A 15,940-nucleotide genomic window follows, 5' to 3' on the forward strand; every position below is an offset into this window, starting at 1 on the left:
GCTTGCACCACCGGCCCTGCCGATCACAATCGATTACCGGCGCGTTACGCGCCTATGGCTTCAAGGCCTTCCTCCAGCCAGTCGGCCAACATCGGCAGGCCGAGCAGATATTTGGCCGTCCGCTTCTTGGGACGCTCCTTGGCGGCTGCCACCGCGTCAGCCCATTCGGATACGTCATAGTCGCCGCGCCCGAGCCAGGCGAGCGCGATCAGTTCGGCCGCTTCGTCGATGTTGAGATCGTTGATCAGCTCGCGGAATTCCTCCTCGGTGAGGTCTTCCGAAGCTTCCTCGACAAGGCCGTCATGGTGATGGCTGGCATGCGCGTCGCCGTCGAACTCGACCTCGTGCTCGGCGCCGTCGTCATAATCCTCGTTGACGGCGGCGCTCAGCGCCTTGGCCTTGAGGATGAACAGGCGCACCGTGTCCGGGTCTATGGAAAGCTCCCATTCTTTCTCGAGGCGCTGCTGCACGGTCCTTCTCCACGTGATGCGCTTGGCCCCGATGATAGCGGATTTGCAGCGCGCGTCACGTCCGGAGGCAAGGCTCTCTTTCGGGCCGTCCAAAATAGTTCGGCCGATGACGAGTTTTCGGGATGAAACCGGATCGGGCCGGCGTTAGTCTGCCATTGTCACGCTCACGGAGGCATCGATGCGCAGACGATTGCTTGTTCAAGTCATGGCTATTGCGGCGCTGCCGCTGTTCGTGGCCCCGGCTTTTGCAGCCGGGGAAAGTGGCGGCGGAAGCAGTCAAACCACTACCCAGTGCAAGAAGGATGAGGTCTGGGACAAGAAGAAGAACAAGTGCGTGAAGCCGCAATATGGCATGCTGGATGACGACAGCATTTACGAGGCCGGCCACGATCTGGCGATGGCCGGGCGCTATGACGAGGCGATCTCGGTGCTGACGCTCGCCGCCAACAAGCAGGATCCGCGCATCCTCAACTATCTCGGCTATTCGCATCGCCATTCGGGCCGCGTCACTGTCGGCCTTGGCTATTACGAGGAAGCGCTGCGCATCGACCCGAACTACACGCTGGTGCGCGAATATCTCGGCGAAGCGCATCTGCAGATCGGCGATCTCGCCGGCGCTCAGGAACAGCTCAAGGAAATCGAAAAGCGGACCGGCACGGGCTCGCGCGAATACGGCATGCTGTCCGAACAGATCGATCATTTCCTGCGGAGCTGAACAGGGCTGCAAACTCTTCGGGCCGGCTGCGAGCAATCGTAGCCGGCTTTTTGTTGTTCGCCGCCGGCTGGCGTCCGCGAAAGCGGTGATCATTTTGCCGAACTTCATTTTTGCACGTGAAAATCGCGCCAAGATCGCTATATTCAGGGAAATTGTGGTGAAACGGTTCCGTTAGCCCGAGGCTGCCGGACCGTTTTCTTTTTGTACCCATTTGACAAGGCTGCTCCCGAAAAGCGGGGGTGGCGGCAGGAAAGGTCAGGCATATGATCAAGGTCCCGATGACAGGCGAGGGGTTCGCGTCATTGAAGGAAGAACTGCGTTGGCGTCAGCAAGAGGAGCGTCCGCGCATCATCGAGGCGATCTCCGAAGCGCGCTCGCATGGCGACCTGTCCGAAAATGCCGAATATCACGCGGCCAAGGAGTCGCAGAGCCACAATGAAGGCCGCATCAACGAGCTCGAGGATCTGATCGCGCGTGCCGAGGTCATCGACGTCTCCAAGCTTTCCGGCGACAAGGTGAAGTTCGGCGCGACCGTCGTGCTCGTCGACGAGGACACCGAGGAAAAGAAGACCTATCAGATCGTCGGCGACCAGGAAGCGGACGTGAAGTCCGGCCGCATCTCGATCTCTTCGCCGATCGCGCGAGCGCTCATCGGCAAGGAAGTCGGCGACGCCATCGAGGTCAACGCTCCGGGCGGCGCTCGGGGGTATGAGATCGTCCAGGTGCAGTTTATTTAGCTCCAATCTCCCCTTGTGGGGGAGAAAGCGATTTCAACATCTTAGCCGAAGGCTAAGTGTCAGAAATCGCGAGGGAGGCGAAAAGCGCTGTGCGACGAGGGGCTAGGCTTCCAACGAAATCCCCTCTCTTGGATTTTCTACGACTTAGCCTCCGCGAAGGGCTCCGGCTAAGACCGTGAAAATCCATCCTCCCTCAAAAGGGGGAGATAGCGCGCTGCGCCAGCAGCCGTTCAACCTCCGCAACCACCTCAGCCGGCGTCACCTTGCCTCCGGGCGGCGCAAGCAAGGTCGATGCGAACGGTCCGCGCGGGCCGGTGAGACCGGGTTCGGTTGCCAGGAAGATGGCGACCGTCGGCAGGCCGAAGGCGCTGGCGAGGTGAGTCAGGCCGGTGTCGGCGCCGACGACCAGCGTCGCGCGGCCGAGGATCGCGGCGACATCCGCGAGCGGCGATTTCGCAACCAGCGCTGTCTTTGGCACGGCGCCGGCAATGGCTTCCGCTACTTTCTTTTCACCCTCATTCGACCAGGTAACCACCGGCGTGAATTGGCGGTCGTTCAACTCGCGCGCGGTTTCAATCCAATCCTCGACGGGCCATTTCTTGTCTTCGCGGCTGGTGCCGTGCAGCAGGAAGGCGGTTTTGCCTTCAACGCCGGGTAGTGCGCGCACCGGCGGCACGATGCCGGAGTCGAGCGTCGACAGGTCAGGTCGGTAGCCGAGCGCCAGACCGAATAGCCGCCTGGTGCGCTCGATGGCATGCAGGTCGCGCGGCACGGCGAATTTCCGCTGATAGACCAGTGTCGCCGAAGGCTCGCGGGCGCTCGCCCGGTCGAAACCGGCAATCGGCGCGCCGGCCTGGATGGCGACGAGGGCCGACTTCAACAAGCCTTGCGCGTCGATGACGAGGTCGTAGCGGGAGGCACGGAGTGCTCTGCGCAGTCCGGCTATCTCACGCCACGTCACGCCGTCGAAAAGCCTCTTGCGCCAGCGCCGGACCGCCACCTTATGGATCACTCCAATCGCCGGATGCAACGCCACGATGCCGGCAAACGGCTCCTCCACGCACCAGTCGAAGTTGATATCCGGGCGATTTCTCACCGCGTCCTCGACGGCCGGAAACGTGTGGATGACATCACCCATCGACGATGTCTTGACGATCAGCACTTTCATGCGGCCGCCGGAACCTTGAGCAGGCGGTTGGCCGCGGCAGTGACGCGAGCGACATCGAGCGTCTTAAGGCAGTTGAGATGCCCGAGCGGACAGACCTTCTTGTGGCAGGGCGAGCAGGACAGATGCAGCCAGATCAGTTCGGAGCGCTCGCTGAGCGGGGGCGTATTTTCCGGCGACGTCGAACCATAGACGGCCACGATCGGCGTGCCGACAGCTGCCGCGACATGCATCAGGCCGCTGTCGTTCGAAACCGCAAGCTTCGCTGCGCCGATCAGGTCGATGGCGTCCTCGAGGCGGGTCTTGCCGGCAAGGTCGATAGCGCCGGGCGCGAGCGTCGCGATCTCGCCGGTCACGCCGGCATCGTTCTTCGAGCCGAGCAGCACGACGCCCAAACCCTGTGCCATCATGTCCCGGGCAAGACCGGCATAGTGATCGCTCGGCCAGCGTTTTGCCGGACCGAATTCGGCGCCGGGCATCAGGGCGATGAATTTTTCCCCGGTCAGCCCGAACCGCGCCAGCAGATCGGCTTGGTTTGCCTCGTCGACGGTGAGCTTCGGCGCGCGAAAGGTGCCGCCGCGGGCGAGGCCGAAATAGGCGCGCGCCGTGCGCCGCTTCAGCGCCTCGGGCAGCGGCACCACGTCGGTCAGCAGGCCGTAGCGCATCTCGCGCAGATTGCCGACGCGGCGCGGGATGCGGGCAAAGAATGGGATCAGCGCCGATTTCCAGCTTCCCGGCAGCACATACGCCATATCGTATCGGCCGCGCAGCAGCCGGCCGAAGCGCCGCCGGCTGCGGAATTCGAGTGCGCCCGGCATCAGGGGAAAATCAATCTGGTTGCGTATCTCGGGCATGCGCTTTACCAAAGGCGCAGCCCAAGCCGGCGCCAGCACATCGATGGCCGCGTGCGGATGTTTTTCCTTCAGCGCCGCAAACAGGCACTGCGCCATGACCATGTCGCCCACCCAGCGCGGGCCGATCACGAGGATCGTTGGGCCTTCAGCCATTCGACATAGTCCCTCACGCCGGTTTCGACTGTGCGGAATTGGCCATTGTAGCCGGCCGCGCGCAAGCGGGCCATATCAGCCTGCGTGAAACTCTGGTAGCTTCCCTTGAGATGGTCCGGGAAGGGGATGAACTCGATCTCCCCCTTGCCCAGTGTGTCGATCACCGCCTCGGCGATGGCGCGGAACGGCTGCGCGCGGCCGGTGCCGCAGTTGAAGATGCCGCTCAAGCCGCGTTTCCACAGCCACAGATTGACCTCCGCGACATCGCCGACATGGATGAAGTCGCGGCTCTGTTCGCCCGGGCCGAAGTCGCCATAGGCGCCGAACAGTTTGGGATTCTCGCCGCGCTCGACCTGGTTGAAGAGATGGAAGGCGACGGAGGCCATGGCGCCCTTGTGCGCCTCGCGCGGTCCGTAGACGTTGAAATAGCGCAGCCCCGTTACCTGTGAATGGTCGGCGTCGACGTTACGGCGGACGTAGTCGTCGAACAGCTTCTTCGAATAGGCATAGACGTTGAGCGGGCGCTCGAACGCGGGCTCCTCGCGGAACTCGCTGCCGCCGCCATAGACCGATGCAGAGGAGGCATAAAGAAAGGGCACGCGCAAGGCGAGGCAGGCATGCAGCAGCCGCTTGGAGTAGGTGTAGTTCACGTCCATCATGAACTTCCCGTTCCACTCAGTGGTGGTCGAGCACGCGCCCTGGTGGAAGACCGCATCTATGCGGCCGAGCGCGCCATTCGCGAGCTGGGCGAGAAAATCGTCCTTGTCGAGATAGTCGGCGATGCGAAGGTCGGCGAGGTTGGCGATCTTGTGGCCGTCGGTGAGATCGTCGACCACGACGATGTCGTCATGCCCCTCGGCATTGAGAGCGGCGACGATGTTGGAGCCGATCATGCCGGCGCCGCCCGTGACGATGATCATGCTTTTCAGCCTTGCTCCGTTGCCGATTCCGGCTCTTATAGGGGAGGTGGGCCGGAGTGTCGATAAAGCACGTTCGCGGGCAAAGCCGGCAATGCTCGGCCATAGTCGCGCCGCAAAGCTCCCGCTTCACTCGCGCCCGTTCCGTCTGCCTGGTTCGCAGCCTGCCGTTGCGCTAGCCCGAATTGCGGTATATCGGCATCGCAAATACGATGGGCGCTGCAATTCCGGCGCTTCGAACCGACCAGATCCCGCCCTCAGGCGCGCCAGTGAGATGATCAAGCACAATCCGCCCTCTCCGGAACCTTTGCATCGCACCATTGCCCGGTTCGGCGAGGTCACCGTGCTGGTCGTGGGCGATTTCATTCTCGACCGTTTCGTCAGCGGCGTGATCGAACGCATCTCGCCGGAGGCTCCGATCCCCGTGCTGCATGGACGGGGAGAAACGCTGAACATGGGTGGCGCCGGCAACGTCGTCTCAAACATCTTTTCGCTGGGCGGGGCCGCCATACCCATTTCGGTGATCGGCGCCGACCAGGCCGGCAACAATCTGATGCGCATGCTCAGCGAGATCGGCGTCGACACGGACGGGCTTCTGCAGCGCCAGGACCGCATGACCTCGTCGAAAAGCCGCTTCAGCGCCCTCAACCAGCAGGTGCTGCGTTTCGACGAGGAAGAGATCAAGCCGCTCACTTCCGCTGAGCGGGCGAAGCTCATCGATCATTTCCAGGCCGCGCTTGGCCGCGCCGACATCGTCATCCTTTCCGATTACGGCAAGGGCATTCTGCTCGACGGCGTCGCCGGCGAGCTGATCGCGATCTGCCGAGATGCCGGCAAGCCGGTGCTGGTCGACCCGAAGGGGCGCGATTACGCCCGCTATGCAGGTGCTACGGCGGTGACGCCGAACCGCAAGGAGCTTGGCGAGGCGGTCGGGCGCAAGGTGTTCGGCGACGACGAGATCGTGGCAGCGGCGCGCGACCTGATCGCCGAGCATGATTTCGAGTTCATCGTCGCCACGCGCAGCGAGAAAGGCATGAGCGTCGTATCCGCCGAGGATGCGCGCCATATCTCCACCCAGGCGCGCGAAGTGTTCGACGTTTCCGGCGCCGGCGACACGGTCATTGCGAGCTTCGCGCTGTCGCTCGCCGCTGGCGCCGACCGGGTGCATGCCGCCATCATCGCCAATGCGGCTGGCGGCGTCGTGGTGGGAAAACGCGGCACCGCACGATTGAATGTCGAGGAACTGTCCGGCGCGCTGTTCCGCTCGCATGGGCCGACGAGCCATACCGATGCCATTCTTGACGCCAATGCCGCGGCCAGGATGGTCGCTGCCTGGAAGGAAGAGGGCCTCACGGTCGGCTTCACCAATGGCTGCTTCGATATCCTGCATGCCGGCCATGTCAGCCTGCTGCATGCCGCGCGCAGCCAGTGCGACCGGCTGGTGCTCGGCCTCAACAGCGACGACTCAGTGCGCCGGCTGAAAGGGCCTGGGCGTCCGGTCAACAACCAGCATGACCGCGCCTGCGTGCTGGCAGCACTTGCCTCGGTCGATGCCGTCGTCATCTTCGAGGAAGATACGCCGCTCAAGCTGATCAAGGCGCTGCTGCCCGACGTCCTGGTCAAGGGCGCGGACTACACGATCGAGACCGTGGTCGGCGCCGATGTGGTGCAGAAGGCGGGCGGGCGCGTGGTGCTGGTCGACCTCCTCGCCGGTAAGAGCACGACGAACACGATCGGCAGGCTGCGTGCCGCAAACTGAGGATCTCATGTCCGATTTGAACGACTATCTGCTCCGCTCCGCGGAGGTGATCTCGGCGATGGTCGAGCGCGACCTCACCGGCGAGATGGAGCGCGCGGTGAGCACGGTCGTGACCGCGCTTTCGCAAGGCAAGGCGCTGCTGATCTGCGGCAATGGCGGCTCGGCCAGCGATGCCATCCACATCGCCGGCGAGCTGGTCGGCCGGTTCCTGAAGGAGCGCAAGGCCTACAACGTCATCGCGCTGCCGGCCAACGCCGCGGTGCTGACCGCCTGGGGCAATGATTACGGCTTCGACACGGTGTTCTCGCGCCAGGTCGAAGCGCATGGATCGGAAGGCGCGGTGCTGCTGGCGATCTCGACCAGCGGCAATTCGCCGAGCATCCTGGCCGCGGCCGAGCAGGCGCGCGCGATGGGGATGACGGTGATCAGCCTGACTGGCGAGACCGGCGGCAAGCTCAAGCCGCTCACCGACATCCTGCTCAACGTGCCATCGACCTCGACGCCGATCATCCAGCAGGGGCATCTGTGCCTCTACCACCATCTTTGCGAGGCGGTCGAAGCGCGTCTCAGCAATGACTGAGAGCGAAGGCTTTCCCCTGGCCGAGCCGGGCCTATGGGTTGAACGGATCGGCGACAGGACGTTTCCGGCTGGCCGGCCGGCGCTGTTCCTGGATCGTGACGGCACGATCAATGTCGATACCGGCTATCCGAGCGATCCTGCGGATGTCGTGCTGCGGCCGGAAATGCTGCCCGTAATCCGGACGGCTAACCTTGCCGGCTTGCCCGCAATCATCGTCTCGAACCAATCGGGCATTGCCCGCGGGTATTTTGGCTGGTCGGAATTCGCCGCCGTGAATGCCCGGTTGCTGGCCCTTCTTGATGGGCACGGATGTCAAATCGATCTCGTGCTTGCCTGCGCCTATCATTCGAGCGGCAAAGGTGAACTGGCGATCGGCGATCATCCGATGCGTAAGCCCAATGCGGGAATGCTTCTACACGCTAGAGATTTGCTGGGCCTCGACATCTCCGGATCGATCATTGTTGGCGACAAGGCCGACGACATGGAAGCCGGCCGGAGAGCCGGATTGGCGGAAGGCTGGCTTGTCGGCGGCAGGTTCAACCGAAAGACGCCCGATGGCGGTTTCACCACCCGCAAGCTGACGACGGGCAATGACCATCGCAGACTGTGTGATGCAATTGTCGAGCTGTCCAAGGATTAGAAAGCCACAAGCCCCTCATCCTTGACGCGGCGGATGGTCAAGGCGGTGCGCACCGTGTCCACGTTCGGGGCCGAAGCCAGCTCCTCGATGACGAAGGTTTGGAAGGTGCCGAGGTCGCTCGCCACGCAATGCAGCAGGAAATCGGATTCGCCCGAGACCATCCAGGCGTCGCGGACGATCGGCCAGCCGCGCGTGCGTTCGGCGAAGGTCTTCAGTTCGGCATCGGCCTGATGATGCAGGCCGATCAGGCAGAAGGCGACGACGTCCATGCCGAGCGCCGGCGCGTTCAGCAGTGCGCGGTAACCGCGGATGATGCCGGCCTCTTCCAGCCGTCTGACGCGGCGGAGGCAAGGCGGCGCCGAGATGCCGACCCGGCTCGACAATTCGACATTGGTCATGCGCCCGTCGCTTTGCAATTCGCGCAAGATCTTCCAGTCGATGGCGTCGAGATCGGCTTTGAGCGGCATGAAGGGCTTTCGCGCAAGAATCTTTCGCGATTTTGTAATTTGGTTTCGCCCCGGTGGCCATAGCTTTCCGAAGATTTTCTCCGTGTTTGATGCAAGTGATGATGCCCGGACTGCGCCCCCTCTGGGCGTCATGCACTGATGACGGTCGACGATATGGCCCGATATGTCGGGGATGAAGCTTTCCGGGGACGAAGGCCAACTTGCCTTGCTGGCTCAGCGGGCAACACTTACATTACTCGCGACAAACCACGGCCATGAGCCGCAGGGGACTTTTTCATGAACACCAAACATGCGCCCGTTCTTATCATCGGTTCCGGCCCGGCCGGCTACACGGCGGCGATCTATGCCGCCCGCGCCATGCTGAAGCCGATGCTGGTCGCTGGCCTGCAGCAGGGCGGCCAATTGATGATCACCACGGATGTCGAGAACTATCCGGGCTTCGCCGATCCGATCCAAGGCCCCTGGCTGATGAGCCAAATGCTGGCGCAGGCCGAGCATGTCGGCACCGATATCATCAACGACATCATCACCGAGGTCGACCTCAATGTGCGGCCATTCCGCGCCACCGGCGATTCCGGCACAGTATACACGGCCGATGCGCTGATCATCGCCACCGGCGCGCAAGCCAAGTGGCTTGGCATCCCGTCGGAGCAGACCTTCATGGGCTTCGGCGTTTCGGCCTGCGCCACCTGCGACGGCTTCTTCTACCGCGGCAAGGACGTCGCGGTGGTCGGCGGCGGAAATTCCGCGGTCGAGGAAGCGCTCTATCTGTCGAACCTCGCCAAGAGCGTCACCGTCATCCATCGGCGCAGCGATTTCCGCGCCGAGCGCATCCTGCGCGAGCGGCTGCTTGCGAAGGACAATGTCCGCGTCATCTGGGACACGGTGGTGGACGAAATCACGGGACGTCCAGGCAAGGCGCCGTTGCCGCCTTCCGTCGAAGGTCTGACGCTGCGCAACGTCGTGACCGGCCAGGAATCGAAGCTGCCGGTCGACGGCGTCTTCGTCGCGATCGGCCATGCGCCGGCGGTCGAGCTGTTCGTCGGCAAGCTGAAGCAGAAGCCGAACGGCTATCTGTGGACGGCGCCGGATTCGACCCGCACCGACGTGCCCGGCGTATTCGCGGCCGGCGACGTAACCGACGATGTCTATCGCCAAGCGGTGACGGCTGCGGGGCTTGGCTGCATGGCGGCGCTCGAGGCGGAAAAATATCTGGCTGGCATCGAGGTTCACCGCGAAGCGGCGGAGTGACAAATCGGCTGAAAAAAGCCGTTTAAAAGCCTGATTTTTCATTCAGACGCCAAACGCAACGCGAGGGGAATCATGGCGCTGGACTGGGATAAATTACGCGTATTTCACGCAGCGGCGGAGGCTGGGTCGTTCACCCATGCCGCCGAGACGCTGCATCTGTCGCAGTCAGCCATTTCACGGCAGGTCAGCGCGCTGGAGCATGATGTCGGCGTCGCGCTGTTCCATCGTCATGCACGCGGCCTGGTGCTGACCGAGCAGGGCGAGATGCTGTTCCGCACGGCGCATGACGTGCTGATGAAGCTGGAAACCATCAAGACCAGGCTGACCGAGACCAAGGACCGACCGTCGGGCGTGCTCCGTGTGACGACCACGGTGGGGCTGGGCGCCGGCTGGCTCACCGAGCGCGTCCAGGAATTCATCGAGCTCTATCCCGAGATCAGCCTGCAACTGATCCTGGCCAATGAGGAACTAGACCTCACCATGCGCCAGGCCGATTGCGCGATCCGGTTGCGCCAGCCACAGCAACCCGACCTTATCCAGCGGCGCCTTTTCACGGTGCATTTCCACCTCTACGCGGCGCCGTCCTACATCGCCAAGTTCGGCAGGCCGGCCTCGATCGCCGAGCTCAGGAACCACCGCATCGTAACTTTCGGCGTGCCGGTGCCTTCGCATCTGTCGGAGTTGAACTGGCTTGAGACGGTGGGCGATTTCGAAGGCGCGCAGCGCGTGCCGACGCTGCAGATCAACGACATCCTGTCGATCAAGCGGGCGGTGCAGGGCGGCGCGGGCATCGCCATGCTGCCCGATTATGTGATCAACAAGGACACGAACCTCGTCCAGCTGTTGCCCGAGACCGAGGTCCCGTCCTTCGACACCTATTTCGCCTATCCTGACGCGATGAAGAACCAGGCGAAGCTGCACGTTTTTCGCGATTTCATCATCGCGAAGGCACGCAGCTGGTCTTATTGAAAAGGCCGGCGGAGACTACTGCCCGTGCCAGGGTGTGAAGCGGGGCAGCCAGCCGGGTACAGCGTGGCGGTAGACCTCGTACTCTTGGCCATAGCGTTGAGCGAGCGTCGGCTCTTCGTAGAACTTGACGAAGGAGATCATCGCTGCCGCGGCGATAAGGCCGTAGACCAGGACCGGCCAGCTCGAAAAGATGAGAACCTGGCCAAGGATGATCGCCAGCACGGCCACGTACATCGGGTTGCGGACATGGCGGTAGATGCCGCCGACCACCAGCTTCTCGGTAGGCGCCACCGGCGCTGGCGTGCCGAGACTTTCAAGCGCGAAGCGGGCGAAGGCATGAAGTAGGATCGCGGTCGCCACGACCACCAGGATCGAGCCGGCAGCCACGAAGCCCGGCACTACCGACAGTGGCGTGTGGTAGTCATCGGTCAGCAGCCACGGCACCAGCCCGGCCACGACGCCCGGCGCGACGACCAGAAACAGCGCGCTACCGACGATTGCTGAAAAACTACGCATCCGCGCACCTGTGCCGCAAAAATAAACTTGGCCTGCCGAAGTCGGCATCATTTCGCTGGTTTACAAAGTTCAGAGCAAAATTGACCGCATTTTGCATTCCAGCAATCGCTTTTGATCCGAAAATACGGTGGAATCGCCCCAATTTTGCTGGTCCTATGGCTTCCTGGAATAGGTTGGACCACAGCCTGCGTCTTTTTGCATGCGTGTGTTGCAAAATAGATGCTTGTTTCTTGAGCATGATGAGCACATATATAGTGGCATCTCCAGGGCGCGTTCTCCTCCCATTAGCGCCCTCGAGTGTTCCCCTCTGGAGGTTAGCCTTAATCGGCACTTCCAATCAAACTCAGCCGGATCTTTATTGATCCGGCTTTTTTGTTGCCCGCATTCCTTCGAGCCGGCAAAAACACGACCGAATCCGTCACGTAACAGTGACATGTAACATCGGGTAACATGTCGCAGACGGAGTCTATGGTTTATCTAGAGCATAGGACGCGGTTGGTCGGTTCGAGAGATGGGGGCATCACTCGAAATGGCCGGGCTCAGGCAGCTACCGCGTCCGAACCATTTGTCCGGATGCGGCGGACCAGCCGTTGCCTCCCAGGAAAACGGTCCGCAATAAAAACGGCGTCCGGTTGAACCGGGCGCCGTTTTCACATCATCAGCAGACAACCCGTCAGGCCAGATAGCCTGTCAGCCGCGCCGACCTGTTCAGGCGGCTTTGCCGTTGGCGTTCATGACCTCGTCGGCAAGGCGGCCGGTGAGCTCGGCCATGTGGTCGAAGATAGCCTTGTAGCTGGCGACGCCGGCGGTCGCCGAGCGCAGCTCGATGATCAGGTCACCGATTTCGGCCTGGGGCATGGTCGCCTCGACGACGTCCCAGCCTGGCCAGTCTGGCCGTGCGTCATAACCGAGGATCTGCCCACGCCGCTGCGGGATCAGGGCTATGATCTTCGAGGTCGCGTCGGAAGGCGTGACGATCTCGACCTTCATGATCGGCTCCAACAGGACCGGCGAACAGGCAGCCATGCCTTCCTTCATCGCGAGCTTGGCCGCCATCTGGAAGGCCATGTCGGAGGAGTCGACCGCATGGTAGGAGCCGTCCGACAGGTTGACGGCGACATCGACGACCGGAAAGCCGAGCGGGCCGGTCTTCAGATAGTCGCGGATGCCGGTCTCGACCGACTGGATGTAAGTCTTCGGCACCACGCCGCCGGTGATGGTGTCGGAGAACTGGAAGCCGGAGCCGCGCGGCAGCGGCTTGATCTCGATCACCACGTCGCCGAACTGGCCGTGGCCGCCGGACTGCTTCTTGTGGCGGCCGCGCTGCTGTGCCGATTTGCGGATCGTCTCGCGGTAGGGCACTGCAGGGGCGTGGCCCTCGATCGGAATCTGGTTCTTGCCCTCGAGGCGCTCGCGCACCACGCGCAGATGCATCTCGCCGTGGCCCGACAGGACGGTTTCGGCAGAGTCCTGGTTGTGGCGCAGGCTGAGTGATGGGTCCTCCTCGGCCAGCCGCTGGATCGCCGCCGACATCTTGACCTCGTCCTTGCGCTCCTTCGGGCGAAGCGCGAAGGCAAAGACGGGCTGTGGCGGCTCCAACGTTACCAATGGCCGGACACCGCCCTTGGCCGAACTCAGCGTCTGGCCGGTCTTGACGTTGTCGAGCTTGCCGAGCGCGACGGTGTCGCCCGCCTTGGCGGATGTCTGCTTGATCTGGTCCTTGCCGAGCATCCTATAGATGCCGGATACCTTCGTCGCGTCGCCGTTGGAAAGGAAAAGCTCGGCCGCGTCGGCCAACTGGCCTGAAAGCACGCGCGACACCGAAAGCTTGCCGCCATGCGCGGTGTGGATGGTCTTCATCACCTGCACCACCGACTGGTCTTCCGGCGCGCCAAGGCGCTTCCTCGTCGCCTCGACATCCGGCGCGTCATGCCGAATGGCTTTCAACAGACGCAGCACGCCATTGCCCTTCTCAGCCGTGCCGATCAGCACCGGCGTTACCGCGCCGGCGCGCAGGTCAGCCGAGAGATCGTCGAAGATCGCGTCCTTCGGCGGCTCGATCTCCTCCAGCAATTGCTCCATCAGGTGATCGTCGTGATCGGCAAGCGTCTCCAGCATGGAGAAACGCGCTTCCAGCTCGCGCGCCTTGTCGTCGTTCGGGATCTCGGCGACCTGGCTTTCGGCGTATTCGCGATAGATGTAGGCACGTTCCAGCGCCAGATCGATCGAGCCTATCACGATGCCATCCTTGCGCACCGGAATCTGGCGTAAGAGCAGCGGTACAGAACTTGCTGGCTGCAGCATCTTCAGCGTCTCGCGGACGCCCGCAATCGCCTTGTCGATCTTGTTCAGGAACAGGATGCGAGGAATGGCGAGATCGTCGAGCTTGCGCATGATGAGCTGCAGCGCCGGGATCTTCTTCTCGTCGGCCTCGGCGACGACGACCGCAAGGTCGCAAGCGGCAAGCACGGGCTCGGCCTCGAAGGCAAATTCGATGGAGCCGGGGCAATCGACGAAGGTGATCTGCTCGCCCATGAAATCGGTGGTGGCGAAGGTCGCCTCGACGCTCATGGCGTGGGCGCGGGCTTCGGGCGAATGATCGGAGACGGTGTTGCCCGATGAAACGGGGTTCTGGCGGGGAATGGCGCCCGTGCGGGCGAGGATTGCTTCGAGAAGTGTCGTCTTACCGCTTGCAAAGGGACCGACTATGACGATGCATTTCGGTCCCGTGCGTCGTCCTCCGGCGCGAGTACCCATGGCTGACCTCCACTCAGGCGTTTCCCAAGAGAGCGATCAGCAAAAGTGGAAACCGGTTTTGCGTCCGATCGCACCCTATGCAGAGCGGCGGCCGGCCTGTTCGGCCGTCGCGAGCGGGGTTTATCCACCCCTTCCCAAAGCCATCGTCACACGGGTTCGCCGGGAGGGCAAGAGAAATAGGATGTTCGCCGGCTTGGGTTTGTCAGGCCGTGAGGGCGAGCGGCTCGCGGCCGGCGACACACAAGGCGCTTGCCTTGTCGCGTGGCGCCGGCTTGCCGAAGAAATAGCCCTGGAAGCGGCTGCAGCCGGCTGTTCGGGCGAGGGTGAATTCCTGCTCGGTCTCGACGCCCTCCGCGACGATGGCGATCTCCTGGATGCGGGCGATCTGTGCAAGCGCCGAAACGAAGATTTGCGCCACCTGGTCATGGGCGAGGCTGCGGATATAGGAGCGGTCGATCTTGACGCTGTCGATGGGCAGCGACTTCAGATAATTGAAACCGCAATGTCCAGTGCCGAAGTCGTCGAGCGCGATGTGGAAGCCGAGGCCGCGCAGCGCCTCCAGGCGCCTGAGGACCTCGGGCGTCGCGGCCGTCGCCACTGTCTCTGTGATCTCGATGATAAATTGCGAGGCGGACCGGCCGGATTCGCGTAGGATCCTGTCGCACATCGTCACGATCTCATCGCGCTTCAGCTGCTCGCCGGAGACGTTGATCGAGATGCGCCGTCCGGGAAAATGCCCGATATCGGCGCAGGCGCGTTTGAAGACCCATTCGCCGATCATATCGATCAGGGTCGAGCGCTCGGCGATCGGGACGAATTCCGCCGGCGAGATCAAGCCGCGCACGGGATGGCGCCAGCGGATCAATCCCTCCAGCGCGTCGACCGAGCCATCGGGATCGACGATCGGCTGGTAATGCAGCTCCAATTCGCCGAGATAGATCGCGGCGCGCAGCTCGCGTTCCACCAGCCGGCGATAGCGTTTGTCCGACAGCATCTCCTCGTCGAAGACCGTGACGCGCCCGCGCCCGCCGGCCTTGCTTTCGTAAAGTGCAAGGTCGGCTAGCAGCATCAACTCAGCGCCGTTCGAAGCATGCAGCGGCGCAAGCGCCACACCCACCGAGATCGACAGCGGAATGATCTTGCCTTCATGTCTTTTGCCGGTCCGCATCGCATCGAGCAGCCGGCGCACGTCCTTATTGATGACGGCGACGTCGCCATGCGGAACCATGACGCCGAACTCGTCGCCGCCAAGCCGGCCGATAACGCCGTCCTCGAAGATGCGCTGCGTTTCGCCGACAAGATGCGCCAGCGCCAGGTCGCCGAACTGATGGCCGAACGTGTCGTTGAGTTGCTTGAAATGATCGAGGTCGATCAGAAGCAGGCTTGCCTGGCGACGGTTGCGCAAACCGCCCAGCCGCTCGCGCAGGGCTTCGATGAAATAGCGCCGGGTCATGGCGCCGGTCATGGCATCGACGGTGAGAAAGCGGTGCTTCTCGGCTTCCGCATCCTCCGCCGATTGCAGGCGCTGGACGACGCTCGAGCGCATATACATCAAGACCAGAAGCGCCATCAGGGTCGATGCCGCCGACATCGTCAGCGCGCCGGCGCGGGAGGCGTTCTCCGTCAGCACGAAAGCCGCGAGCCCGGCGGCGGCGATGCTCATCACGAGCAGAGCCTGGATGCCGCGATAGACACGACCGCTGTGATCCTTGATTGTCGCCAAGATACTCATGTCCGCGCCCCCACAGCACGCGCCATGGCTAGGACCTGAGCCGTTAACAAACGCTGAGCGCGGCGATTGTCTTGATCTGTTTTCTGGCAGCTGGATCGAGGTGTCGATTTTATGGTTAAAAAGCAACGATTTATGACGATATTCAGACATTCTAACATAGGAACCGCCCGGTGCCTGAGCTCGCAATCGGAGCTGTCGCTCGGCAACATTCTAAAGCTGTTGCAATGGCCTCTCCACAGGGGGAGACTGCTCCATGAG

General features: G+C 62.7%; 15 protein-coding genes. 7 read left to right on the forward strand and 8 right to left on the reverse strand.

Features of this window, described 5'->3' with window-relative positions; genetic code table 11:
• Nucleotides 1-44: 44 nt before the first annotated feature.
• Nucleotides 45-470 (reverse strand): DUF3775 domain-containing protein, encoded by a 426-nt coding sequence (locus P9272_RS22770; RefSeq protein WP_278162265.1) that lies wholly within the window; start codon nucleotides 468-470, stop codon nucleotides 45-47.
• Between the two features lie 178 nt (nucleotides 471-648).
• On the opposite strand from P9272_RS22770, the gene P9272_RS22775 reads away from it, so the two are divergent.
• Both P9272_RS22775 and greA read left to right on the forward strand, forming a co-directional pair.
• Nucleotides 649-1,185 carry a tetratricopeptide repeat protein gene (locus P9272_RS22775; RefSeq protein WP_278162266.1) on the forward strand — a complete coding sequence of 179 codons (537 nt, stop codon included), beginning with the start codon at nucleotides 649-651 and terminating at the stop codon, nucleotides 1,183-1,185.
• A 263-nt stretch (nucleotides 1,186-1,448) separates the two neighbouring features.
• A complete protein-coding gene (gene greA, locus P9272_RS22780; protein WP_027168132.1) occupies nucleotides 1,449-1,922 on the forward strand; it encodes a transcription elongation factor GreA in 474 nt (157 codons plus the stop codon).
• 193 nt (nucleotides 1,923-2,115) lie between these two features.
• On the opposite strand, the gene waaC is transcribed toward greA, so the two are convergent.
• The 3 genes from waaC to rfaD are packed head-to-tail and all read right to left on the reverse strand — an operon-like array spanning nucleotide 2,116 to nucleotide 5,014.
• Nucleotides 2,116-3,090 (reverse strand): lipopolysaccharide heptosyltransferase I, encoded by a 975-nt coding sequence (gene waaC / locus P9272_RS22785; protein WP_278162267.1) that lies wholly within the window; start codon nucleotides 3,088-3,090, stop codon nucleotides 2,116-2,118.
• On the reverse strand, nucleotides 3,087-4,094 hold the full coding sequence (gene waaF / locus P9272_RS22790; protein ID WP_128258353.1) for a lipopolysaccharide heptosyltransferase II: 1,008 nt from the start codon (nucleotides 4,092-4,094) through the stop codon (nucleotides 3,087-3,089). Before waaF ends, waaC begins: the two co-directional genes overlap by 4 nt.
• A complete protein-coding gene (gene rfaD, locus P9272_RS22795) occupies nucleotides 4,067-5,014 on the reverse strand; it encodes an ADP-glyceromanno-heptose 6-epimerase (RefSeq protein ID WP_278162269.1) in 948 nt (315 codons plus the stop codon). The genes waaF and rfaD overlap by 28 nt, the downstream gene beginning before the upstream one ends.
• Nucleotides 5,015-5,285: 271 nt before the next feature.
• Here rfaD and rfaE1 point away from each other — a divergent pair, with 271 nt between their 5' ends.
• From rfaE1 to P9272_RS22810, 3 genes are read left to right on the forward strand one after another with little or no spacing between them, the layout of a single operon-like run.
• Nucleotides 5,286-6,770: a D-glycero-beta-D-manno-heptose-7-phosphate kinase gene (rfaE1, locus tag P9272_RS22800; RefSeq protein ID WP_278162270.1), complete on the forward strand. Its 1,485-nt coding sequence runs from the start codon at nucleotides 5,286-5,288 to the stop codon at nucleotides 6,768-6,770.
• A 7-nt stretch (nucleotides 6,771-6,777) separates the two neighbouring features.
• Complete coding sequence (locus P9272_RS22805) at nucleotides 6,778-7,350, forward strand: SIS domain-containing protein (RefSeq protein WP_278162271.1); 573 nt, start codon at nucleotides 6,778-6,780, stop codon at nucleotides 7,348-7,350.
• Entirely contained in the window at nucleotides 7,343-7,990 is a 648-nt protein-coding gene (locus P9272_RS22810) for an HAD-IIIA family hydrolase (protein ID WP_278162272.1), read from the forward strand. Before P9272_RS22805 ends, P9272_RS22810 begins: the two co-directional genes overlap by 8 nt.
• Here the strand turns inward: P9272_RS22810 and P9272_RS22815 are convergent.
• Nucleotides 7,987-8,457 (reverse strand): Lrp/AsnC family transcriptional regulator, encoded by a 471-nt coding sequence (locus tag P9272_RS22815; RefSeq protein WP_128258348.1) that lies wholly within the window; start codon nucleotides 8,455-8,457, stop codon nucleotides 7,987-7,989. The genes P9272_RS22810 and P9272_RS22815 overlap by 4 nt on opposite strands.
• Before the next feature lie 276 nt (nucleotides 8,458-8,733).
• Here P9272_RS22815 and trxB point away from each other — a divergent pair, with 276 nt between their 5' ends.
• Complete coding sequence (gene trxB, locus P9272_RS22820) at nucleotides 8,734-9,708, forward strand: thioredoxin-disulfide reductase (RefSeq protein WP_126059818.1); 975 nt, start codon at nucleotides 8,734-8,736, stop codon at nucleotides 9,706-9,708.
• A 72-nt stretch (nucleotides 9,709-9,780) separates the two neighbouring features.
• A complete protein-coding gene (locus tag P9272_RS22825; RefSeq protein WP_128258346.1) occupies nucleotides 9,781-10,677 on the forward strand; it encodes a LysR family transcriptional regulator in 897 nt (298 codons plus the stop codon).
• A gap of 15 nt (nucleotides 10,678-10,692) precedes the next feature.
• Here the strand turns inward: P9272_RS22825 and P9272_RS22830 are convergent, their stop codons facing one another.
• The 3 genes from P9272_RS22830 to P9272_RS22840 form a co-directional block, all read right to left on the reverse strand.
• On the reverse strand, nucleotides 10,693-11,193 hold the full coding sequence (locus tag P9272_RS22830) for an isoprenylcysteine carboxylmethyltransferase family protein (protein ID WP_278162273.1): 501 nt from the start codon (nucleotides 11,191-11,193) through the stop codon (nucleotides 10,693-10,695).
• Between the two features lie 708 nt (nucleotides 11,194-11,901).
• Nucleotides 11,902-13,950 carry an elongation factor G gene (locus P9272_RS22835; protein ID WP_278162274.1) on the reverse strand — a complete coding sequence of 683 codons (2,049 nt, stop codon included), beginning with the start codon at nucleotides 13,948-13,950 and terminating at the stop codon, nucleotides 11,902-11,904.
• Nucleotides 13,951-14,152: 202 nt separating this feature from the next.
• Nucleotides 14,153-15,682 (reverse strand): EAL domain-containing protein, encoded by a 1,530-nt coding sequence (locus P9272_RS22840; RefSeq protein ID WP_278162275.1) that lies wholly within the window; start codon nucleotides 15,680-15,682, stop codon nucleotides 14,153-14,155.
• Between the last annotated feature and the right edge of the window lie 258 nt (nucleotides 15,683-15,940).

Origin of the sequence: Mesorhizobium sp. WSM4976 (genome assembly GCF_029625685.1) — a bacterium.
GTDB lineage: Bacteria > Pseudomonadota > Alphaproteobacteria > Rhizobiales > Rhizobiaceae > Mesorhizobium.